This is a genomic window from Roseibacterium elongatum DSM 19469, from assembly GCF_000590925.1.
Lineage (GTDB): Bacteria > Pseudomonadota > Alphaproteobacteria > Rhodobacterales > Rhodobacteraceae > Roseibacterium > Roseibacterium elongatum.
This window is the reverse complement of sequence record NZ_CP004372.1, coordinates 937856-959651: the sequence shown is the minus strand read 5'-3', so window position 1 is coordinate 959651 and position 21796 is coordinate 937856. Positions and strand designations below refer to the sequence as shown.

Genomic DNA, 21796 nt, shown 5'->3' with positions numbered 1-21796 from the left:
GTTCAATTCGCAAAGCACGCGTCGCGTCCATCCGCGCGGATCGTTGCCGCCCCCTCGGCGATGGACGTGGCCCGCCGTTCGACCCAGGCCGAGGGTGCCGATGCGCTGCGTTCGCCGGGGTTTGGCAGCACCGCGGCCAGCAGCGCGGCCTGCCGTTGCGACAGGTCGGCGGCAGATATGCCGAAATGATGTTGCGCCGCGGCCTCGGCCCCGAAAATGCCCGGCGCGAACTCGGCGATATTGAGATAGACCTCGAGAACCCGGCGCTTGGGCCAGAATGCCTCCATGACCGGGGTGATGGCGGCCTCCAGCGCCTTGCGCAGCCAGGATCGACCATGCCACAGGAAGGCGTTCTTGACGACCTGTTGGCTGATCGTCGAGCCGCCACGCGCCGCCCCTGCATCGATGGCGGCGCGGATCGCATCCATGTCGAATCCCCAATGCAGACAGAAATTCGCGTCTTCGGCGGCGACGGCGGCGCGCTGCAGGTGGGGCGAGATCTGATCCATCGGCACCCAGTCATAGCTGACCGAGTCCAGGCGCCGGGCCTCGGCAAGGATGTAGGGTGTCGTGGGCGGGGCGACGACGGCATAAAGGCCGACCCAGCCCAGCCCCAGAACGACCGCGCCCAGCATGCCGCGCAGCAGCCATCTCCGCAGCCCGCGCGCCACGCGCCGCGCCCGCGATTCGCGGCGTACCGCCTTCGACTTGCGTGTTCGTTTTGCCATGCCGCCTGCCTGTGGGGTTTTCCCTTTTTTTGGAACGATAGCGGCAAGCGGGCGGCAAACAAAGGGACCGCTGGGGCACGCCTTACTGTCGGCGGCGTTACGCGCGGCGCCGCTCAGTCGGCATAGCCCGGATCCTCGGCGTCCAGAACGGCGCGCATGCCCGACAGAAACTCGGCCTCGGCCTGTGTGTCGCCCTCTTGCTGCCGCGCGGTCGTTTCCGCCACCTCGGGCGAAAGCTCGCGCAAGGGGCGACCCGTGGACAAGGCGATGACATAGGTGCGCGCGGCGCGTTCGAAATAGTACAGGCGCATCAGGGTTTCGGCGACCGTCTCGCCAATGACCAGAACGCCGTGATTGCCCATGATCATGGTGCGCACGCTCGGGTCCTGGAACAGGCGGGCGCAGCGTGTGCCCTCTTCCTCCAGCGCAAGCCCGCCATAAGCCTCGTCGACGACCTGCCGATTGTAGAAGATGGCCGAGGACTGATCGATCGGCGGCAGGCGGCTGTCGGCCAGACTGGCCAGGACGGTGGCATAGGTCGAATGCACATGCATGGCGCAGCGGGCATGGGGGACATGGCGATGCAGGCTTGCATGCAGACCCCAGGCCGTTGGATCGGGCGCATCCGGCCCCTTGGCGCTGTCGGGGTCATTGGCGTCGATGACCCAAAGGTCCGAGGCCCGCATCAGGCTGAAATGTTTCTTCGGGTTGATCAGAAACTCGGTGCCATCTGCGTTCACGGCGAGCGAAAAATGGTTCGCGACACCTTCGTGCATGTTCTCGCGGGCGGTCAGGCGAAAGGCCGCGGCCAGATCGGCGCGCTGGGTGGCGTGATCCATCGAATTCCTCCGGGTCGTTTTGGCCGCACCCTGACGACCACCGCCGCCAAGGGCAAGGCCTGCACCAAGCTCCGGTCCAAGGAAAACGCCGGGTAAATTTCTGTTGCGTGGACATGAACGATCCTCGCAATTTCCCGGCTTTGGACAAGGCGCCACCCCAATGGCGCCCCAATTGCGGGCAAGTATCACGGTCGAGCAGAACGAATGCAGGTAGACGCATCATGGATCGTTTGACGGAAATGGAGGCTTTCGCCACGGTTGTGGACCAAGGGGGATTCACCGACGCCGCGCGCAAGCTCGGGATTTCGAAGTCGGCCGTGTCCAAGCATGTCTCCAGCCTCGAGGCGCGGCTTGGCGCGCGCCTGCTGAATCGCACGACGCGACGGGTCAGCCCCACCGAAATCGGCCTGGCCTATTACGACCGTGCGCGCCGCGTTCTGAACGACGCGGGCGAAGCCGATGCCCTGGTGACCGCCATGCAATCCGCCCCCTCCGGCACCCTGCGCGTCTCGATCGCGACCGATTTCGGGGTGAACCACATTTCGCCGATTCTGGGCAAATTCCTGCACGAGTACCCCGACATCACCGTGAACATGGTTCTGAACAATCGCTATGTCGAGCTGATCTCGGAGGGGTTCGACCTGGCCATTCGTGTCGGCGAGTTGGAGGACAGCAGCCTGCGCGCGCGCAAGATCTGTGAAACGACACGGCGCATGATCGCATCGCCCGCCTATTTCGAACGCTACGGGCGACCGCAAAAGATCGACGACCTGAACGAACACAAGCTGCTGCACTATTCCAACAACTCGGCCAGCAATGTCTGGAAGATCACGGCCCCCTCTGGCGAACAGCGGCAGGTCCGCTCGGCCGGGTGGTTGACCGTGAATGACGGGCAATCGCTGCTGAACGCGGCCATCGGCGGGCTGGGCATCGCCTATCTGCCCAGTTTTCTATATGCCGGGGCAATGCGCGACGGTTTGCTTGAGGATGCGATCCCCGATCTGCCCGTCGAGATACAGGGCATCTATGCCGTCTATCCGCCCGGCCGGTTCATTCAGCCCAAGGTGCGATCTTTCATCGATTTTCTGGTGACTGCTTTCAAGGACAAGGGGCCAGCCGACTGGTAGCCCCGCAAACCGATCTTTGCCGACGTGCCAGCGCCCTGTCATCCCGACGGGCGCCGACTATGCCCCGACCCGGGTCTTTCCGGTGTCGGGGTTTTTTCCGCGGTCGCCTTGCCCTAGTCGGTTGTGGACAGCACGACCTCGACCCGGCGGTTGGCCTGACGCCCGGTATCGGTGTCATTGGCCGCGCGCGGGGCAAGAAAGCCGATCCCGGCCGCCGCCACCTGGTCGGGCGACACCCCAAGGATGTCGATCAGATGCCGGCGCACGGCCTCGGCGCGGGCCTGGCTGAGGGCGATATTTCCTTCGAGCGAGCCTTCGGCATCCGTATGCCCCACCAGCACGACGCGGCGCGCCGGTTCCTCCGCGAGGAACTCGGCCAAGGTCACCAGCGAGGGATAATTCCGACCACTCAACTCGGACGCGCCGGTCTGGAAATTCAGATCGTCCAACGCCGCGGCGCCCGTTGCGAAAAGGCGCTCGATCAGCCGAGGCGACGTGGTCGGCGACAGAACCGGCGCGGTCTGCTCGGGCGTGCGGCTCGACCCGGTGACGGGCGGCGGCGCAACCTCGGGCGGTGTGATCGTGGCCAGATGCAGATAGGCCGTGCGCCCACCGCGAGACACCATCACCGCAACATGGTTGCGTTCGCCTGTCTCTTCGACGCGTTCCGCGGCGATGTAGCGATAATCGCTGAGGTCCACATGCATCATGGGGGCTTCGCCCACCGAAAGGGCATGGCGAAAATCGAACCCCCCACAGGCGCGATCGGCACAGGCAAAGACGATCTCGTAGCCCTGCTCATCCAGTTGTGCGCTGACCGCCCCGGCAAGGATGGCGCTGCTTTGGGTGGCGGCGTCGGGCACCTGCCAGGTGAATTCCTGAACGATGCCGCGCGCAAGCGTGGTGAACCCTGCCTCAGCCGTGAACGGCCCGTGCGCAATGGAAAGATCGCCGGGATGCGCCGGTTCCGTCGCCACAAGCTCCGCACCGGGCGGCAGATTCAGGTCAAGCGCGCCCGCGCCACCGGCAAACATCACCGTGGCCACTGTCGCAATCAGGGGGCGGCACAGGCCACGACCGACGTGGCCAAAGGCTGTCATTTTTGGGCAGTCTCGCCAAGCTTCACTCGATAGTAGTATTTTCCCACAGGATTCATCCCCAAGGAAGTGTAAAGCCCAAGCGCCGGCGAATTCTTGCGCGTGACAAGAACGGCAAAGATCTCGGCCCCCTGCGCTTCGGCCCAATGGGCCACCGCGCGCATCATATGCGCGGCCAACCCCTGACGCCGGGCGCGCGGTGCCACTTCGAGCGCGTGGAGCATCGCGACACCATCTTCGATCGCGATGAACGCGGACCCTGCGGGCCGATCGCCGATGCGCCCGAAAAGGCTGGTCTTGGGGCCTGTCACCCGGTTCATGATCGCCAGGCGCGCAGGCCCGATGCCGCCCTGTGCCCAGATCTCTTCCTGCACGGCGAGGGGTGGCCAGATGTCGAAACAGGTCACACGCGGTGGGGGGGCGGCCAGGTCGGCGGCGGCGACGGTCAGCGCGACGGTTTCGTCACGGGTGGTGTAGCCCTCGGCCTCGAGCAGGCCATCAAGGCCGGTCTGGTGGCCCAGCACCATGAAGAGTGCCTCTTGTCCCAAGGCGCGCTGGGCCGCTGCAACGCTGTCGATCTCGTCCCGCGACACCTCTGACCCGGACGCGCCGGCGTTCAACAGCCGCGCGGCCGAGACGCGGTTTCCACCCCCGCCCCCATGCGCCATGGCGAAGGGGCCAATGGTTTCGACCCGCTCGGGCGGCCACGTCTCGGCGATGACGCGCGCCAGCCGCTCGGGCGTCAGGCTCGCGGTCACCGCGCCTCTCCGAACAGGGCGGACAGCTCTTGCATCACGGCATCCACAGCCTGTCCGTCCTGACTGCGGACGACGATGTTCGACCCATGCACCCCGTCGCGGATGAACGGGTAGGAGCCGATCGAGACCTCGGGGTGATCCTTGGCCAGTTTGCCGAGCTTTGCCGCGATGTCGCCCTCGCCCTGCCGCACCATCAGGCTTTGTGACAGCATCGGCGCGCCGCCCGTCAGCGTCGGCAACAGCCCTGCCAGCATCGCCTCGAAGATCGACGGAACGCCCGCCATCACATGCACGTTCCCCAGGGTGAACCCGGGCGCCGCGGAAATCGGGTTGTCGATCAGGGTCGCGCCATCGGGGATCCGGGCCATGCGCAGCCGGGCCTCGTTCAACTCCTGCCCGCGGGCGTCGTAGTGCGCCTGCAGGATCGCGCGTGCGTCGTCGCGGATGCCGATTGCAGCACCCAGTGCCTCGGCCACGGCCTCGGCCGTGATGTCGTCATGGGTCGGCCCGATGCCGCCCGAAGTAAACAGATGGTCGTGGCGCGCGGCCAGGTCGCGGACGGTCGCCACGATGGTTGCGTGATCGTCCGGGATCACCCGCGCCTCGCACATCGGGATGCCGTGATCGGTCAGCGCGCGGGCGAGGTGGTACATGTTCGCGTCGCGGGTGCGTCCCGACAGGATCTCGTCCCCGATCACGAGCATCGCGGCGGTTGGGGATGGCATGGGCAGGCTCCGCGCTTGAGGAAAGGTCGATAATCGGTATACGGGCGGGCCCATGCGCTTTCAAACCCCTCTCGTGCCTGCGCGCCTGATCCGGCGCTACAAACGCTTCCTCGCCGATATCGTGCTGGAGGACGGCACCGAGGTGACCGCCCATTGCCCCAATCCCGGTTCGATGATGGGGCTGAACGCACCGGGCAGCCGCATCTGGGTCGAGCCGAACGACGACCCGAAGAAAAAGCTGAACTATGGCTGGCGGCTGGTCGAACTGGACGGTGGCCACCTTGCGGGCATCGACGCCGGCCTGCCCAACCGCATCGTGGGCGAGGCGCTGGCCGAGGGGCGCATCCCGGCGCTGACGGGCTATGACGGCATCCGCCCCGAACAGAAATATGGGGCCAACAGCCGCATCGATTTCCTGCTGTCGTCCCCGGGCCGCCCCGACGCCTATGTCGAGGTCAAGAACGTCCATCTGCGGCGCGCGGGCGATTGGGCCGAGTTTCCCGATTGCGTCACCGCGCGCGGCACCAAGCATCTGGGCGAGTTGTCGCGTATTGCGCAGGACGGCGGTCGCGCTGTCATGCTCTATGTCATCCAGCGCACCGATTGCGCCCGGTTTCGCCTTGCCGCCGATCTCGACCCGGCCTACGCGGCAGCCTTCGATGCGGCCCGCGACGCCGGGGTCGAGATGGTGTGCCACGCCACGCGGATCGATCGCCACGGGGTCGCGTTGGCCGGCCCGCTGCCCATCGACGACGCGCCGCAAGCCCTGCGTTGACCCATGCGCGCGGGGCGTCTGGAAAACCGGCCCTGAAAGGCATAAATTCTGCGCAAGCACAGGAGGCTTGTTTTGGACGAATTCAAAGGCCGTCTGACCAAGGACGGTATCCGCATCCATAATCCCGAGGATTTCGCCGGCATGCACAAGGCCGGGCGGCTGGCGGCCGAGATCCTCGACCGTATCGCGCCGATGATCGAACCCGGCGTGACCACCGCCGCGCTGGACGCCGAGATCGAGCGCATGGTGGACGAGGCCGGGGCCAAATCGGCCACCATCGGCTATCGCGGGTATCAGCACGCCTCCTGCATCAGCGTGAACCATGTCGTGTGTCATGGGATCCCGGGGACGAAGGTGCTCAAGGATGGCGATATCCTGAACATCGACGTGACCGTGATCGTCGATGGCTGGTTCGGCGATACCAGCCGCATGTATGTGGCGGGCAATCTGGGCCGCAAGGCACAGCGCCTGATCGAGGTCACGCACGACTCCCTGCTCAAGGGGATCGAGGCGGTCAAACCCGGCAAGACCTTTGGCGATATCGGCCACGCCATCCAGAGTTTCGTCGAAGGGCACCGCATGTCGGTCGTGCGCGATTTCTGCGGTCATGGGCTGGGGCAGGTGTTTCACGCCCCACCCAACGTGCTGCATTACGGTCGCCCCGGCACGGGCCCGGTCCTTGAGGAAGGTATGTTCTTCACCATCGAGCCGATGGTGAACCTTGGCCGCCCCGAAACCAAGGTTCTGGCCGATGACTGGACGGCGGTGACCCGCGACAAGAGCCTGTCGGCCCAGTTCGAGCATTCCATCGGGGTGACGGCGACGGGCTACGAGATCTTCACCCTGTCGCCGGCGGGCAGGTTTCACCCCACTTGGTCCTAGTACGGTAACCTCGCGTTAACCCGTCCATGGCACCGTGTCGGCATGTCACACGTCATGCCGAACCAGCCGAGCTTTTCCTTCGACGAGGTTTCGCCGCGTTTCGTGACGGCGGTTCCTGCCGCGTCGAAACCGGCCCCGACGGCGCGGTCGTTGGCCGGCGGCCCGTCGAAAGGGGCGGAACTGCACCGGCACAAGCATCGCGACCGGCTGCGCCAGCGGTTTACCGAGGGCGGGGCCGATGCCGTGCCGGATTACGAATTGCTGGAGATGATCCTTTACCGCGCGATCCCGCGCGGCGACACCAAACCACTGGCCAAATCGCTGCTGAAGCGCTTTGGCGATATCAACCACGTCCTCGCCGCGCCCGAGGCCCGGTTGAAAGAGGTTGTGGGCGTGGGCGACCGCGTGGTGTTCGAGTTGAAGCTGATGCAGGCCTTGGGGCACCGTATGGCCCGCGCCAAGGTGCTGAAAAAGCCGATTCTTTCTTCATGGGACGCGCTGCTGGAATACTGCCAGACCGCGATGGCCCATCGCGACCTCGAACAGTTCCGCGTGCTCTATCTCGACCGCAAGAACGTTTTGATCGCCGACGAGGCGCAGGCCGACGGCACGGTCGATCACGTCCCCGTCTATCCGCGCGAGGTTGTCAAACGCGCGCTGGAACTGAACGCCTCGGCGCTGATCCTGGTGCACAACCACCCCTCGGGCGATCCCACGCCCAGCCAGGCCGATATCGACATGACCTATGCCATCCGCGACGCGGCCGAGGTGTTGGGCCTTGTGATCCACGACCATCTCGTGATCGGCAAGGCTCGTGAACTCAGCTTTCGGGCCGAGGGGTATCTGTAAGCCTGCGGGCTCGTTCACTCCAGCCAGACCTCGACGCGCCGGTTGACGGCCCGGCCCCAGTCGGTGTCGTCGCAGGCCATGGGCATCGCCTCGCCAAAGGCGTCTACCGTCATCTCGACCCGGCCTGCGCCCGCATCCCCGGCGGCCGTCCGCACCGCCGTTCGCACGGTTTCGGCACGCCGCAAGGCAAGGCGCCGGTTGACCGCCGCCGATCCGACCCCGTCGGAAAAGCCCACGAACATCAGGCGCCGCCCATCAAAGGCCCCACGGTCGATCGCATCCACCAAGCGCAGGACCGAGGCGCGAGATTGCGTGTCCAGATCGGCCGTGCCGTCGCCAAAGCGAAAGGTCGAGGACAGGCGTTCCGCCCCGTCCAGACGGTCGACCATGTCCTGCAGATCGGCCAGCGCCACGTCATCGCCCGCGGCGGTGACGGCATTGGCCAGTCGCGCACCCTGCAATGCCAATGGCGTGCGCGTCAGGCTTTGGTTGACGTAGCCGGCCGATCGCACAAGGCGCTCGGCGCTTTCCGAGCGCGTGAAATCGAGGAACCGGCGCACCAGTTGCGGCAAGCGATGCGGCGCCAGATAGAGATAAACCGGCGCTGTCAGGGGGTAGTCCTCGGCCTTGACAGCATCGGGCGTCGCCATTTGCGCAAAGCCGCAGCTCCCCCGCAGGGCGAGGGCGCGGGCCGGGCCACGGGCCGAGCGCGGCATGATCCCCACCGCATAGGCATCGCGGGCAACGGCCGCGGCCAGGGCGGTCGCACTGTCGTGACGGACGATACTGTCGGCGAGGCCCGTCTCGGCCGGCACCAGCACCCGGTTCGAAAACCCCTGCGCCAGCCCCAGCCCGGGTGCCAGCATATGCAGCGCGACGGGCGCATCAGGCCCGTCAAGATCGGCCCAGCTTACGATGTCGCCGCTGAACAATCGCGCCAGATCAGGCAGGGACAGCGCATCGATCGGGTTTTCATGCGAAACCACCGGAACCAGTGCGTCGAGCGCCAACACCCGCACCCGCCGTTCGAGCGGAGGATCGTCGGGCGCCTGCGCCATGGCGGCGCGCCGTTCGGCGCTGTTGGGTTCGCGCAGGGCAAGGGCGATGTCGGTCTCGCCGTTCAACAGCGCGAGAAACCCCTGATCGGTGGTGCTGGGCGTCACATGAAACCGTGCGGCCGGACTGCCATCGCGACGGGACAGGGTGAAGACCTGTGGGCCATCCGCCGCACCCGCGCCGCGCGTCAGGGTCATGCCCTGGATGTCCGCAAATCCTTCGAGCAGGGCGGGGATCAAGCCGTCGGCCACGGTTGCGGCGCCGGCGATGCGCGCCTCGGCGACAAAGGTCGTCAGATCGGGGCAACCGGGGCCGGCGCAGGACACCCCCTGTGCCGAAATGGTCATCGGGCCAAACTGCGTCTCGACCCGGTAATAGGCCCCGTCATAGGAAATCAGGTTGCCGTCCAGTGTGACCGATCCGTCGAACGACCGCAGTTCGACATCCTGCGCAGGCGCGACAGCGGGACTCGACACGGTGAAAAGGGCGGCCATCACTGCCGCCCCGAGGTATCTGATCATGGATTCAGGAAACTGCGCGGGGCCTCAATTCGAGGCGAGTCTCAGGTCCCCCAGCAGATTTTGCAACACCAGAAAGTCGCCCACCGCATCACAGTCGGGGTGGGTGAAGGTCAGTGGCGTGATCTCGACCGGTCCGGCGGCTTCGCTGCGCAGGGTCAGGGCCTCGGCCGGCCGGGTGCAATTGGCCTCGGTGATCTCGGCATCGAGCGTGATGCGCACCGAATTGCCTTGCGACAGCGTCGCACGCGGCAGCGTGTAGACCTGGGCAAGCATCCGGTCGGTCATATCCGGATCGCCAAGTTGCGTCAGGAACCCGCCCGCGCCCTGCGATACGGCGTCGGTGGCGCGGGGGTTTTCGGCCCAGACATGACCGTCGTCGCCAAAGCGCGCGCCGAATTCCATCGCGTGCAGGTCAAGCTCGGCTTGATCGGTCCAGGACACGCCGATGCGGTCGAACTCGCGCAGGTCGGGCAGCGCGACGAGCAGCGACTCCTCGGTACCGTCGTCCATGCGCACAGTGAAGAAAGCCGGTGTTTCAAAGGCTGGGATATCGATCGTCAGCAACCCCATGGCGTCGGTCGTGGCCCCGATGGTCATACCGGAATGCGCGATCCGGACCGGGGCGTTGGGTTGACAGGGGTCCATGATATCCAGCGCCACCATTGCCGCCGGTTGCGCCGTGCCCGTGACCGACAGCCCGCAGGGCAGGCCGAGCGGTGACAGGGCGGGTGCCTGGGAAATCTCGGGCCCCGGGCCCGGGATCGGTGGCATGACAGGTTGCGGAGTGGGGTCGAGGTCGTCGGCCGTGTTCTGCAGCGGTGATTGCGCCTCGGCCAGATCCGGAGCGATATCATCGGTCGCGGGCAATGTCAGCGCGGCCTCGACGGCGGTCTGCGGCACCTGAAGGCCGGCCGGAGGCGTGGCGACCACAGCGGCGGTGACCGCGGCCGGGACCGTTGGCGCGGGCGTGGGCGGCAGCAAATCCACCTCGGCCTGCGCAGGTGCGGCCGGAGCTGTGGTGTTGCCGCCCGGCAGTGGCAGGAACCCCTGCGAGGCCGCGTAGACCGCGCCACCGGCCAAACCGACGGTGACGGCCGAAGCACGAAGGATCATGGTTCTCGACAGCATGGGCGACCTCTGGCGTGGTGACGTTCACGCATCAGGGTCGCAATCGAATGCGGCGGAAATCGGGAAAGAACCGGGGCGCTTTTGCGGAGTGTCGCCCCGGTTTCGAGATGTCAGGCCAGGCGCCCGTGGCAGTGCTTGAACTTCTTGCCGGACCCGCAGGGGCAGGGATCGTTCCGGCCCGGATTGCCCCAGGTTGACGGGTCGTTTTCGTCGAACCCTTCGACCAGCGGCGCGCCCTCGCCGCTGACGGGTGTGCCGGCGGCGGCCTCGGACGCGGCGGCACCGGCGGCGTCGGCCTGTTTCTGTTGCGCCTGCTGTTGCGCCTGAAGCTGGCGGATCAACTGTTCCTGCTGTTCCGGGGTCAGCGGCTGAATGCGCGACAGTTTCTGCGTCACATCGGCCCGCAGACCGTCGAGCATGATCTCGAAGAGTTGGAAGGCTTCGGTCTTGTATTCGTTCAGCGGGTCACGTTGGGCATAGCCGCGGAATCCCACGACCGAGCGCAGATGTTCCAGTGTCAGCAGGTGGTCGCGCCATTTCTGGTCGATGGTCTGCAACAGCACCTGTTTCTCGATGTTGCGCATCTGCTCGGGGCCGAATTGCGCGGTTTTCGACGCCATGTATTCATCGGCCGCCGTTTCCAGACGCTCGCGCACGACCTCCTGATCGACGCCATCCTCGTCGGCCCATTCCAGCACGGGCACATCGACGCCCAGGGTCTCGCGCGCGGCTTGCTGCAACCCTTCGCTGTCCCACTGGTCGGCGTAGGTCTTGGGCGGCATGTGGGTGTCGACCATATCCTCGATCACCTGGTGGCGCATATCGCGCGCCACTTCGGCGATGTCCTCGGCGCCCATGATCTCGTGGCGCTGGCCGAAGATGACCTTGCGCTGGTCGTTCATCACGTCGTCGAACTTCAGCAGCTGCTTGCGGATGTCGAAATTGCGCCCCTCGACCTTGGCCTGAGCGCGTTCGAGCGACTTGTTCACCCAGGGGTGAACGATGGCTTCGCCCTCTTGCAGGCCCAGCTTGGTCAACATCTTGTCCAGACGTTCCGACCCGAAAATGCGCATCAGATCGTCTTCCAGAGACAGGAAGAAGGACGAGCGGCCGGGGTCGCCCTGACGGCCCGAGCGGCCGCGCAACTGGTTGTCGATCCGGCGGCTTTCATGCCGTTCGGTGGCCAGCACGTAAAGGCCGCCCGCATCCTTGACCTTTTGCTCGTCGGTGGCGTGCTCGGCCTCGATCCGGACACGCACCTCGTCGGGATGGGCCTCGGGGTCGGCCTCGAGCGCTTCCATGATCTTGAAGTCGACATTGCCGCCCAGTTTGATGTCGGTGCCGCGACCGGCCATGTTCGTGGCAATCGTGACCGCACCCAGCTTGCCGGCGTCGGCGACGATCTGGGCCTCCTGCTCGTGCTGGCGGGCGTTCAGCACGTTGTGGGGCAGCGTCGCCTTGGTCAGCATCTGGCTGAGCATTTCCGATTTCTCGATCGACGTGGTGCCGACCAGAACGGGCTGCCCCTTGCCATGGGCCTCGCGGATCGTCTCGACGATCGCCTCGTATTTTTCCTTGGCGGTGCGATAGACCTGATCGTCGTCGTCGATCCGCGCAATCGGGCGGTTCGTCGGGATCTCGACCACGCCGAGGCCGTAGATCGACATGAATTCCTCGGCTTCGGTCGCCGCGGTGCCGGTCATGCCGCCCAGCTTGTCGTAGAGGCGGAAATAATTCTGGAACGTCACACTGGCCAGCGTCACGTTTTCGGGCTGGATCTTGCAACCTTCCTTGGCCTCGATCGCCTGGTGCAGACCGTCCGACAGGCGGCGCCCCGGCATCATGCGGCCAGTGAATTCATCGACCAGCACCACCTCGCCGCCGCGCACGATGTATTGCTGATCCTTGAGGAACAGCTTGTGCGCGCGCAGGGCGTTGGTGACATGGTGCACGACGGTGGTCGACTCGGGGTCGTACAGGCTTTGATCCTCGGGCAGCAGACCCGTTTCGTGCAGTTTCTCTTCCAGAAATTCGTTGCCTTCGTCGGTGAAGGTCGCGTTGCGCTGTTTTTCGTCCAGCGTGTAATGCTCTTCGCGGATCTCGGGGATGACCTTGTCGATGGCGACATAGAGGTCGGAGCGGTCCTGAGACGGCCCCGAGATGATCAGCGGCGTCCGCGCCTCGTCGATGAGGATCGAGTCGACCTCGTCCACGATGGCGAAGTTGTGCCCGCGCTGTGCCATGTCTTCGAGGCTGCCGCGCATGTTGTCGCGCAGATAGTCAAAGCCCAGTTCGTTGTTGGTGGCATAGGTGATGTCGGCGCGGTAGGCGGCGCGCTTTTCGTCGTCGGGCTGGCGCGGGTAGACGACGCCGGTGGTCATGCCGAGCGCGGTAAAGACCTTGCCCATCCAATCCGCGTCGCGCTTGGCCAGGTAATCGTTGACGGTGACGATATGCACGCCTTTGCCCGTCAGCGCGTTCAGATAGGCCGGAAAGGTCGCGACCAGCGTCTTGCCTTCGCCGGTCTTCATCTCGGCGATGTTGCCCTGGTGCAGGAAGATGCCGCCGATCAACTGCACGTCGAAGGCCCGCAGGCCAAGGGCGCGGCGCGCGCCCTCGCGACAGTTGGCAAAGGCCTCGGGCAAGAGATCATCGAGGCTTTCGCCATTGATGGCGCGGTTGCGCAACTCGGCGGTCTTGGCGACGATCTCGGTATCGGTGAGGGTTTCGAACTCGGGCTCGAGCGCGTTGATGCGGGCGACGATGGGGCGGACGGACTTGACCCTGCGGTCATTCGGTGTGCCGAAAACCTTTTTTGCGATCGTACCGAAACCCAGCATGCGTAACGCCTTTTCCCTGCGGACGCGCGGCGCACGCGCAGCCCGGACATCTCAAATCATCGTGTGGGGCATCCGGGTTGTTCGACCCATCGCGGCGGTCTATCAACGGCGGCAAGACGGCCAAGGCCCCGATGCGAAACCCGCAAGGGACATAAGGGGCGGCCACATCCGTGTCAACGCGGCCAAAGGGGCGTCGTCGCCCGGTCGTTCAACCAAGGGAAGTTTTCCATGAAATCGTTTTTCGCCGGTGTCGCCGTTTCGGCCCTGATCGCCCTGCCTGCCCTTGCCCAGGACGAGGTGACCGCCGAAACCGTTCTGGCCACCGTCAACGGATCCGAAATCACCGTGGGCCATCTGATCGCCATGCGCGCGATGTTGCCGGAACAGTACCAGCAATTGCCGGCCGAGGTTCTTTTCGACGGCATGCTGGAGCAGTTGGTGCAGCAGCAGGTGCTGGCCGATGTCGCCGCCCAGGACATGACCGCGGCGATGGAATTGAGCCTTGCCAATGAACGCCGCGCGATTCTCGCCTCGATGTTCCTCGACGAGGTCGCCATGGCCGAAATCACCGACGAAGAGATCCAGGCCGCATATGACGCGCAATATGCCAATGCCGAGCCGGTGACTGAATACAATGCCAGCCACATCCTGGTGGAAAGCGAAGAGGACGCGCAGGCCCTGATCGACGACTTGGCCGAAGGTGCCGATTTCGCCGAGCTTGCCGCCGAGCATTCCATTGGGCCGTCGGGCCCGAATGGCGGGTCGCTGGGGTGGTTCACCGCCGGCATGATGGTGCCCGCGTTCGAGAATGCCGTCATGGCGCTGCAACCCGGCGAGGTCTCGCCCCCCGTCGAGACGCAGTTCGGCTGGCATGTCGTGCTGCTGTCTGACACCCGCGAGCAGGAGCCGCCCGCGCTCGAGGATGTGCGCGCCGAATTGATCGAAGGCATGCGCCGCGCCCGTGTCGATGCCCGCGTCGACGAGTTGATGACCGCCGCCGAGATCGACCGCGCCACAACGGAGATTGACCCCGCCGTGATCGCGGATACTGAATTGCTCGACCAGTAACATCGGGGCTCAGGGGCGCGATGGCGAAACACGACAAGAAGGCCAAAAAAGGCAAATCAAAGGACAAGTCCGCCAAAAAGGCCAAGAACACGTCCGGCAAGAAAGGCGCGAAAAAGGCCAGGAAGACCGCGCCCAAGCGCGTGGCCGCCGTCAAGGCCGCGCCGCTTGTCTCGCCACTCGCGCCCGCGCGTTTCCCCGATCTGCCTGTTATCGACGGCGTGCGCTTCGCCACCGCGCAGGCCGGGGTGCGCTACAAGAACCGCACCGATGTCATGTTGGCCGAGATCGCACCGGGCAGCACCCTGGCGGGGGTTTTCACCCGGTCGGCCACGCGCTCGGCTGCCGTTCTCGACTGCGAGGACAAGCTCGAGATGCTGGGCGATGCGCCCAAGGGCGGCTTCGCCATCGTGGTGAATTCCGGCAATGCCAACACCTTTACCGGGCAGCGCGGGGCCAGCGATGTGGCCACGATCGCACAAGCCGCCGCGGCGGCGCTGAATGTGCCGGCCGGGCATGTGTTCACCTCGTCCACCGGCGTGATCGGTGAACCGCTGCCGGCCGAAAAGATCACCGACGCCCTGCCGGGGCTGGTAGAGCGTCTGTCGCCGGATGCCGCCGAGGATGCGGCGCGCGCCATCATGACGACCGATACCTTCCCCAAGGGCGCGATGGCCGAGGTCGAGATCGGTGGCGTCCCTGTAAAGGTCATGGGCTTCGCGAAAGGCTCGGGCATGATCGCGCCGGATATGGCGACGATGCTGGGCTATGTCTTCACCGATGCGGCTGTCACGCAGGACGGGCTGCAATCCATCCTGTCCGCCGCGACCAAGCGCAGCTTCAATGCGATTTCGGTCGATAGCGATACCTCGACCTCGGACACTGTGTTGCTGGCGGCCACGGGCGCGGCGGGGAATGTCCCCTTGTCCTCGGGGCGCAGCGCCGATGGCAAGGTGCTGGCCGCCGCGATCGAAGCGGTCATGACCGACCTCGCCCTGCAGATCGTCCGCGATGGCGAAGGCGCGACCAAGCTGGTCGAGGTGCGTGTCACCGGAGCCAAGACTGCGCGCGATGCGGACAAGGTCGCGCGGGCCATCGCCAATTCCCCCCTCGTGAAAACCGCCGTCGCGGGCGAGGACCCCAATTGGGGTCGCATCGTCATGGCGGTTGGCAAGTCCGGCGCGACCGCCGACAGGGATCTGTTGACCATTCGGCTGGGCGATATCGTCGTGGCCGAAAAGGGCTGGGTCGCCGAAAGCTACCGCGAAGAGGACGGGGCCGCCTACATGAAGGGGCAGGAGGTGTTGATCGCGGTGGATATGGGCCTGGGGAAGGGCGAGGCGGTCATGTGGACCTGTGACCTGACCAACCGCTATATCGAGATCAACGCGGATTACCGCTCGTGAAGGTGGTTCTGGTTTCCGCGGTGGCGCTGATCGACGCGGACGGGCGCGTTCTGTTGGCGCAACGGCCCGAAGGCAAGTCGATGGCCGGGATGTGGGAGTTTCCGGGCGGCAAGGTCGAACCCGGTGAGACGCCCGAACATGCCCTGGTGCGCGAACTGCACGAAGAGCTGGGCATCGAGACTTGGGACAGTTGCCTTGCACCGATGACCTTTGCCAGCCACAGCTACGAGGATTTCCACCTGCTCATGCCGCTGTTCGCGTGCCGCAAATGGCGCGGCGTTCCGCAGGCGCAAGAGGGGCAGACGCTGGCCTGGGCGCGTGCGGGCGAGCTGCGTAATTACCCGATGCCGCCGGCCGATATCCCGCTGATCCCACTGTTGCGGGATTGGCTTTGACGCAACACCTGCGGATTTTTGCCGATTGCCCGCATTTTGAGCGCTTGTTTCCCCTTTGCGAACAATTTGTCAGTGCTTTTTTAATTCTGTCGCCTAAAGTCGAAGCCCAGTCATATGGGGGATAGGCTGTGTTGACGACAATCACGATCGGAAGCTGCGTTTCGATTCAGGGCGCCTTCGTCAAGCAACTGAGCAACGGGTTTGTTCAGGTCAGGGTCGGCGACCGGCTCTATAGCGGCCGCCCGGTCAGGTCGCGCGCGGCGGCCTGATCACTCAAGCCAGCCCTTCAGGTTTTCTTCGACAACGGCGGCGAGCGCTTTCATATGCGCGTCGTCGTCGTTCAGGCACGGGATATAGGTGAAGTCTTCACCGCCGGCCTCTTCGAAGCTTTCCTTGATCTCTTCGTTGATCTCTTCCAGCGTCTCGATGCAATCGGCCGAGAATGCGGGCGCGCAGACGGCGATACTCTTCTTGCCCTCTTCTTCGGCAAGGCGCGCGACCTCGTCCACCGTGTAGGGTTTCAGCCACTCCTCGGGACCGAAGCGCGACTGGAAAGTCGTGGTGATATCGGTGTCGTCCCAGCCAAGACGTTCCTTGAGCAAACGTGTCGTCTTCTGGCACTGGCAGTGATAGGGGTCACCCTCCATCAGGTAGCGCCGCGGCACGCCATGATAGGAACACACCAGAATGTCCGGGCGCTTGTCCAATTCGCCATAGGCACGCTCGATCGACTGCGCCAAGGCGTCGATATAGTGCGGGTTTTCGAAATACGGTTCGACCGTCCGGGCGATGGGCTGCCACTTGATGTTCTGCAGCGCGCGGAAGAACTCGTCACAGGCCGTGGCCGAGGTTGCGCCGGCATATTGCGGATATAGCGGGAAAAACAGGATCTTGGTGCATCCTTGGGCCACCAGTTCATCGACCTTCGACTTGGTCGAGGGGTTGCCGTAGCGCATGCAGAAATCGACGATGACGTCGTCGCCATAGCGCGCGTGCATCAGCGCCTTCATCTTCGCCGTCTGATCCTTGGTGATCGTCATCAGCGGGCTTTCCCCCGCCTCTTCGTTCCAGATCGACTTGTAGGCCGCGCCCGAGCTGAACGGCCGTTTGGTCAGGATGATCAGTTGCAGCAGCGGCTGCCAGATCCACGGGCTGTAATCGATCACCCGCTTGTCCGAGAGGAATTCGTTCAGATACCGGCGCATCGACCAGTAATCGTAGTTGTCCGGCGTGCCGAGATTGGCGAGCAGAATCCCGACCTTGCCGAAGGTCACCTTGGGGTGGTCGGCAGGGGCATGGGTCGTCGGCGTTTTCGTCTTGGGCATCTGCTGCATCATGTTCATCTGTGGCAAGCCTCACTCATCGGGTCCGTGTAGGGCCGGAATGGCGGTTTCGTCAAACTCTGTCGTGTTCAGCGCGTCGGCGAGGCGATGTCGGGCCGCGCCGGGCCGCAATGGTTTCTGTTGGCTGTCATGCGGCGCCCAGCCGGTCAGGAACGCCAGATCGAACGTGGCGGCCACACGCCCGTCGGGCGTGCCGAACCGGTCCGCATAGAGCGCGGCCATCTGGGCGAAAACCGTTCTGGGCACCGGGCTGCGGTGCCGATCGGACAGGGCGTTGCCCTCGCCCATGTCACGCAGATCGCGCATCAGCGCGAACGCATCCGAATAGTGGACCGTGCGTTTGACGCGGTCTGCCACCGGCAGGGCCAGGCCCGCCCGCTGCAGCAGCGACCCCATGTCGCGGATCTCGGCCATGGGGGCCACGCGGGGCGACAACCCGCCAAGGGTCGCGATTTCGGCCTCGGCCAGTGTCTGGCGCAATTCGATCAACGTCTCGCCGCCGAAACAGACGGCCAGGAAAAGCCCGTCGGGTTTCAAGGCACGGCGGCATTGCACGATCTGTCCGACGGGGTCGTTCGCCCAATGCAGACCCATCGCATGGATCACAAGATCATGCGCGCCCGGTTGCAGATCGAGCAGCTCGTCATCGGCGACAAGGCGGGCCTTCGGCAGAAAACCGGTCCATTTCGCCGCGAATGGCGTGACGATCGCAGGCGACGTAAACCTTCTGTTAACGTCGATGAGCCTTTCCTCGATCTCGACCATCGCCTCGTCGTGCAGGAACCCGGCCCGGTCCAACCGCGCGCGGGCGCGGCGCTGCGCAAGCGCGCCGGCATCCACCAGGCGGGGCTGTTGGTCGGGGCGGGTCATCGAGGTCTGTCCTGTTCCGTGACCCGACGCAACTTAGGGGGCGAAGTTGAGATTGCAAACTATGCTCCATGCGGTGTTTCCGCCGGAATGCCTGAATTGCGGCGCGCGGGTGGAAAGCGATTTCGCCATTTGCGGATCCTGCTGGGCCGACACACCGTTCATTCTGGGCGCCTCCTGTGACCTGTGCGGCGTTGCGTTGCCGGGGCAGGCCGCCGATGACGAGGCACTGATCTGCGAGGAATGCCATCAGATCGCGCGCCCATGGTCGGCCGGGCGTGCGGTGATGGGCTATGGCGGGGTCGGGCGCAGGCTGGTGCTTGGCCTCAAGCATGGCGACCGGGCCGAGATTGCGCGGGCCTCTGGCCCGTGGTTGGCGAGGGTGGGGGCGGATCTGGTGCGGGGGGCGCCGCTACTGGTGCCGATACCCCTGCATTGGCGGCGGTTGGCGCAGCGGCGCTACAACCAGTCGGCCCTGCTGGCCCAGGCTTTCGGGCGCGAAGCGGGTGTCGAGGTCGCCCCGCAGGCCCTGCTGCGCGTGCGCGCCACGCCGTCACAGGACGGACGCGACCGCGAGGCGCGGTTTCGCAACCTCACGGATGCGATTCGGCCACATCCGCGCCATGGCGACTGTTTGAAAGGGCGCGATATCGTCCTGGTCGATGATGTTATGACCTCTGGCGCGACCTTTGCCGCCGCGACCGAGGCCTGCCGCATGGCCGGCGCCAAAGAAATTGGCGTGATCGCTCTGGCCCGCGTGTCGCGAGATGCCTAGGTTGCCCCGGTGACGAGCGAAAAGGATAGCGCGGCATGTCGACCATCGAGATCTACACATCGCCCTTTTGCGGCTTTTGCCATGCCGCCAAGCGGATGTTACAGAGCAAGGGCCTCAGCTTTGTGGAATATGACGTGATGCAGGACCCGTCCAAGCGGACCGAGATGCTGCAGCGCGCCAATGGGCGTCACACGGTGCCGCAGATCTTCGTCGGGGCGCATCATATCGGCGGATATGACGATATGGCCGCGCTGGAACGGGACGGAAAACTGGACCCGATCATCGCCGGGGGCTGACCTGACGCGACCACGCGTCCCTTGCGCGATGGACCGTGAACCGTTGAACATGTGCCATGTCCAATTCCGATGATCCGCTGTCTGTCGCCCTGTTCAGCGAAATGTTCATGGCCGACCAGTTGGCGCGCAACCGTTTGTCGCGCGCGCTGCCCAAAGGCATGGAGTTGAGCCATTTCTCGGTGCTCAACCACCTGGCGCGATCCAGCGAAGAGAAATCGCCGGCGCAACTGGCGCGGGTGTTCCATGTCACCCGCGGCGCGATGACCAACACCTTGAATCGTCTGGAATGGGCTGGTCACATCCATATCCGCCCCGATTGGGACGACGCGCGACGCAAGATGGTCGCCATCAGCACATCGGGCCTGCGCGCCCGAGAGGCGGCCATTGACGCCATCGCGCCAATTCTGGCCGAGACCGTGCGCGAAATCGGCGCCGACCGCGTGCGACAGGCGCTGCCGGTGATCCGGGAGTTGCGCCTGCGCCTTGAGGATGACGAAGGCGTTTAAGCGGGTTTTGTCGAGGCCGTGACGTAGTTGACGGACAGGTCCCTGTCCGAGATCGACCAGCGCCAGGCGATCGGGTTGAAGACAAACCCCTTGCGGTCCACCGGGTCGAGGCCCGCGTTGCGGATCAGGTCATACAACTCGTCGGGCGTGATGAATTTCGACCATTCATGCGTGCCCTTTGGCAGCCAGCGCATGACATATTCGGCCCCGACGATGGCCAGGGCAAAGCTTTTGGGGTTGCGGTTGAGCGTCGAGCACACCATCAGCCCGCCGGGCTTCAGAAGCTGGCGACAGGCCGTCAGGTAGGCCAGCGGGTCAGCGACATGTTCGACCACTTCCATGTTCAGCACCACGTCGAATTGCTCTTCCGCCGCTGCCAGCGCCTCGGCCGTGGTGTGGCGATAGTCGATGTTCAGGCCCGACTGTTCGGCATGGATGCGCGCAACGGGGATGTTGCGCTCGGCCGCGTCGGCCCCGACCACGGTGGCCCCAAGCCGCGCCATCGGTTCCGACAAAAGCCCGCCGCCACAGCCGATATCCAGCAGACGCAGCCCTTCGAACGGGGTCTCGGCGGTCAGGTCGCGCCCGAACTCGGCGGCGATCTGCATCGTGATGTAATCCAGACGGACCGGGTTCATCTCGTGCAGCGGCTTGAACTTGCCATGGGGGTCCCACCATTCGGCGGCCATGGCCTCGAACTTGGCGATTTCGGCAGGTTCGACCGTATCGACGATTTGAGTTGTTGTGTTCATGGACATCCCCCCGGCTTGGTGCGAGTTTGGTGGTGCCTGTGTCTGCAGGGTCTATATAGGAAGCCCATGGACAAGTTCTCTGGCCAAAAGCGCGCAGCCGCCCATCTTTTCCCGCCGATCGACCCGTTCGACCAGCGTATGCTGGAGGTCGGCGGGGGGCATCACATCTATGTCGAACAATGCGGCAACCCCAAGGGGGCGCCTGTTGTCGTGCTGCATGGCGGGCCGGGGGGCGGGGTGGCAGTCCGGCCATGCGGCGCTATTTCGACCCCAAGGATTGGCGCATCATCCTGTTCGATCAGCGCGGATGTGGCCGATCGCGCCCCCATGCGGGCGTCAACGACAACACCACATGGCATCTGGTCGCCGATATCGAGCGGATTCGGAATACGCTGGGCATCGACCGATGGGCCGTGTTCGGGGGCAGCTGGGGGGCCACGCTGGCCCTTGTCTATGCCGAAGCGCATCCCGAGGCGGTGGGCTACCTGGCCCTGCGCGGGGTGTTCCTGTCGATGCAGCGCGAGCTGGATTGGTTCTACGGCGGCGGTGCCGGGCAATTCTGGCCGGATCAGTGGGCCCGATTCGTCGCCCCCATCCCCGAGGACGAGCGCGGCGATCTGATCGCGGCCTACAATCGGCGGCTGTTTTCCGGGGATCTGATGGTCGAGACGCGCTATGCCCGGGCCTGGGCGGCGTGGGAGAATGCTCTGGCCTCGATGGATAGCGACGGTATGGTCGGCGAAAGCCCTGCGGATTACGCACGGGCCTTTGCGCGGCTGGAAAACCACTATTTCCTGAATAAAGGTTTTCTCGAGGAAGACGGTCAGATCCTGCGCGATCTGCACCGCATCGCGCATATCCCCGGCACCATCGTGCAGGGCCGCTATGACATGATTTGCCCGCCGCTTTCGGCGCATCGCCTGGCGGCCGGATGGTCCTTGGGGCGGCTGCACATGATCCGCAATGCCGGGCACGCCCTGAGCGAGGGCGGCATCAGCGAGGAACTGGTGCGCGTGATGAAGGGCGTCGGGCACAATCGTGACAAATTCGGGCTGTAGGCCACGCG

The 21796-nt window shown here is 64.9% G+C and carries 20 protein-coding genes and 2 pseudogenes; 11 read left to right on the top strand and 11 right to left on the bottom strand.

Annotated features, from left to right (window positions below; translation table 11 throughout):
• Positions 1–2 precede the first annotated feature (2 nt).
• Entirely contained in the window at positions 3–728 is a 726-nt protein-coding gene (gene mtgA / locus ROSELON_RS04605) for a monofunctional biosynthetic peptidoglycan transglycosylase (protein WP_025311255.1), read from the bottom strand.
• A gap of 113 nt (positions 729–841) precedes the next feature.
• Positions 842–1582 (bottom strand): annotated as a pseudogene (locus ROSELON_RS04600) (class II aldolase and adducin N-terminal domain-containing protein); the annotation flags it as partial.
• 206 nt (positions 1583–1788) lie between these two features.
• On the opposite strand from ROSELON_RS04600, the gene ROSELON_RS04595 reads away from it, so the two are divergent.
• Entirely contained in the window at positions 1789–2694 is a 906-nt protein-coding gene (locus ROSELON_RS04595) for a LysR family transcriptional regulator (protein ID WP_025311253.1), read from the top strand.
• Positions 2695–2807: 113 nt separating this feature from the next.
• Here ROSELON_RS04595 and ROSELON_RS04590 read toward each other — a convergent pair whose 3' ends face one another.
• From ROSELON_RS04590 to ROSELON_RS04580, 3 genes are read right to left on the bottom strand one after another with little or no spacing between them, the layout of a single operon-like run.
• On the bottom strand, positions 2808–3794 hold the full coding sequence (locus tag ROSELON_RS04590) for an OmpA family protein (protein ID WP_038650185.1): 987 nt from the start codon (positions 3792–3794) through the stop codon (positions 2808–2810).
• Positions 3791–4549, bottom strand: coding sequence for a GNAT family N-acetyltransferase (locus ROSELON_RS04585; protein WP_025311251.1), 759 nt, complete (start codon positions 4547–4549; stop codon positions 3791–3793). The genes ROSELON_RS04590 and ROSELON_RS04585 overlap by 4 nt, the downstream gene beginning before the upstream one ends.
• A complete protein-coding gene (locus ROSELON_RS04580) occupies positions 4546–5274 on the bottom strand; it encodes a competence/damage-inducible protein A (protein WP_025311250.1) in 729 nt (242 codons plus the stop codon). Before ROSELON_RS04580 ends, ROSELON_RS04585 begins: the two co-directional genes overlap by 4 nt.
• Positions 5275–5326: 52 nt before the next feature.
• On the opposite strand from ROSELON_RS04580, the gene sfsA reads away from it, so the two are divergent.
• From sfsA to radC, 3 genes are all read left to right on the top strand, one after another.
• Complete coding sequence (sfsA, locus tag ROSELON_RS04575; RefSeq protein ID WP_025311249.1) at positions 5327–6049, top strand: DNA/RNA nuclease SfsA; 723 nt, start codon at positions 5327–5329, stop codon at positions 6047–6049.
• Between the two features lie 72 nt (positions 6050–6121).
• Positions 6122–6931: a type I methionyl aminopeptidase gene (gene map / locus ROSELON_RS04570; protein ID WP_025311248.1), complete on the top strand. Its 810-nt coding sequence runs from the start codon at positions 6122–6124 to the stop codon at positions 6929–6931.
• Between the two features lie 54 nt (positions 6932–6985).
• On the top strand, positions 6986–7780 hold the full coding sequence (gene radC, locus ROSELON_RS04565; protein WP_025311247.1) for a RadC family protein: 795 nt from the start codon (positions 6986–6988) through the stop codon (positions 7778–7780).
• A gap of 14 nt (positions 7781–7794) precedes the next feature.
• Here the strand turns inward: radC and ROSELON_RS04560 are convergent, their stop codons facing one another.
• The 3 genes from ROSELON_RS04560 to secA form a co-directional block, all read right to left on the bottom strand.
• Complete coding sequence (locus tag ROSELON_RS04560; RefSeq protein ID WP_084613651.1) at positions 7795–9357, bottom strand: phosphate ABC transporter substrate-binding/OmpA family protein; 1563 nt, start codon at positions 9355–9357, stop codon at positions 7795–7797.
• A 24-nt stretch (positions 9358–9381) separates the two neighbouring features.
• Complete coding sequence (locus tag ROSELON_RS17365; RefSeq protein WP_156945811.1) at positions 9382–10470, bottom strand: hypothetical protein; 1089 nt, start codon at positions 10468–10470, stop codon at positions 9382–9384.
• 125 nt (positions 10471–10595) lie between these two features.
• Positions 10596–13325 carry a preprotein translocase subunit SecA gene (gene secA / locus ROSELON_RS04550; RefSeq protein WP_025311244.1) on the bottom strand — a complete coding sequence of 910 codons (2730 nt, stop codon included), beginning with the start codon at positions 13323–13325 and terminating at the stop codon, positions 10596–10598.
• A gap of 228 nt (positions 13326–13553) precedes the next feature.
• Here secA and ROSELON_RS04545 point away from each other — a divergent pair, with 228 nt between their 5' ends.
• Genes ROSELON_RS04545 through mutT form a run of 3 tightly spaced genes read left to right on the top strand, consistent with a single transcriptional unit; the run spans position 13554 to position 16191 of the window.
• Positions 13554–14393 (top strand): peptidylprolyl isomerase, encoded by an 840-nt coding sequence (locus ROSELON_RS04545; protein ID WP_025311243.1) that lies wholly within the window; start codon positions 13554–13556, stop codon positions 14391–14393.
• 20 nt (positions 14394–14413) lie between these two features.
• Positions 14414–15796, top strand: a complete 1383-nt coding sequence (gene argJ / locus ROSELON_RS04540) for a bifunctional glutamate N-acetyltransferase/amino-acid acetyltransferase ArgJ (protein WP_025311242.1) — start codon at positions 14414–14416, stop codon at positions 15794–15796.
• Positions 15793–16191 carry an 8-oxo-dGTP diphosphatase MutT gene (mutT, locus tag ROSELON_RS04535; protein ID WP_025311241.1) on the top strand — a complete coding sequence of 133 codons (399 nt, stop codon included), beginning with the start codon at positions 15793–15795 and terminating at the stop codon, positions 16189–16191. The genes argJ and mutT overlap by 4 nt, the downstream gene beginning before the upstream one ends.
• A 269-nt stretch (positions 16192–16460) precedes the next feature.
• Here mutT and hemH read toward each other — a convergent pair whose 3' ends face one another.
• Together hemH and ROSELON_RS04520 are read right to left on the bottom strand one after the other, a co-directional pair.
• Entirely contained in the window at positions 16461–17516 is a 1056-nt protein-coding gene (gene hemH, locus ROSELON_RS04525) for a ferrochelatase (protein ID WP_245605412.1), read from the bottom strand.
• Positions 17517–17546: 30 nt separating this feature from the next.
• On the bottom strand, positions 17547–18404 hold the full coding sequence (locus ROSELON_RS04520) for a methyltransferase domain-containing protein (protein WP_025311238.1): 858 nt from the start codon (positions 18402–18404) through the stop codon (positions 17547–17549).
• A 46-nt stretch (positions 18405–18450) separates the two neighbouring features.
• Between ROSELON_RS04520 and ROSELON_RS04515 the strand changes: the two genes are divergently transcribed.
• The 3 genes from ROSELON_RS04515 to ROSELON_RS04505 are packed head-to-tail and all read left to right on the top strand — an operon-like array spanning position 18451 to position 19978.
• Entirely contained in the window at positions 18451–19176 is a 726-nt protein-coding gene (locus ROSELON_RS04515) for a ComF family protein (protein ID WP_025311237.1), read from the top strand.
• A gap of 35 nt (positions 19177–19211) precedes the next feature.
• Entirely contained in the window at positions 19212–19472 is a 261-nt protein-coding gene (gene grxC, locus ROSELON_RS04510; RefSeq protein ID WP_025311236.1) for a glutaredoxin 3, read from the top strand.
• Between the two features lie 56 nt (positions 19473–19528).
• Positions 19529–19978 (top strand): MarR family winged helix-turn-helix transcriptional regulator, encoded by a 450-nt coding sequence (locus tag ROSELON_RS04505; RefSeq protein WP_025311235.1) that lies wholly within the window; start codon positions 19529–19531, stop codon positions 19976–19978.
• On the opposite strand, the gene ubiG is transcribed toward ROSELON_RS04505, so the two are convergent.
• Positions 19975–20730 (bottom strand): bifunctional 2-polyprenyl-6-hydroxyphenol methylase/3-demethylubiquinol 3-O-methyltransferase UbiG, encoded by a 756-nt coding sequence (gene ubiG / locus ROSELON_RS04500; protein ID WP_025311234.1) that lies wholly within the window; start codon positions 20728–20730, stop codon positions 19975–19977. The genes ROSELON_RS04505 and ubiG overlap by 4 nt on opposite strands.
• Before the next feature lie 66 nt (positions 20731–20796).
• On the opposite strand from ubiG, the pseudogene pip reads away from it, so the two are divergent.
• Positions 20797–21788: pseudogene (gene pip, locus ROSELON_RS04495) on the top strand (prolyl aminopeptidase).
• Positions 21789–21796 lie beyond the last annotated feature (8 nt).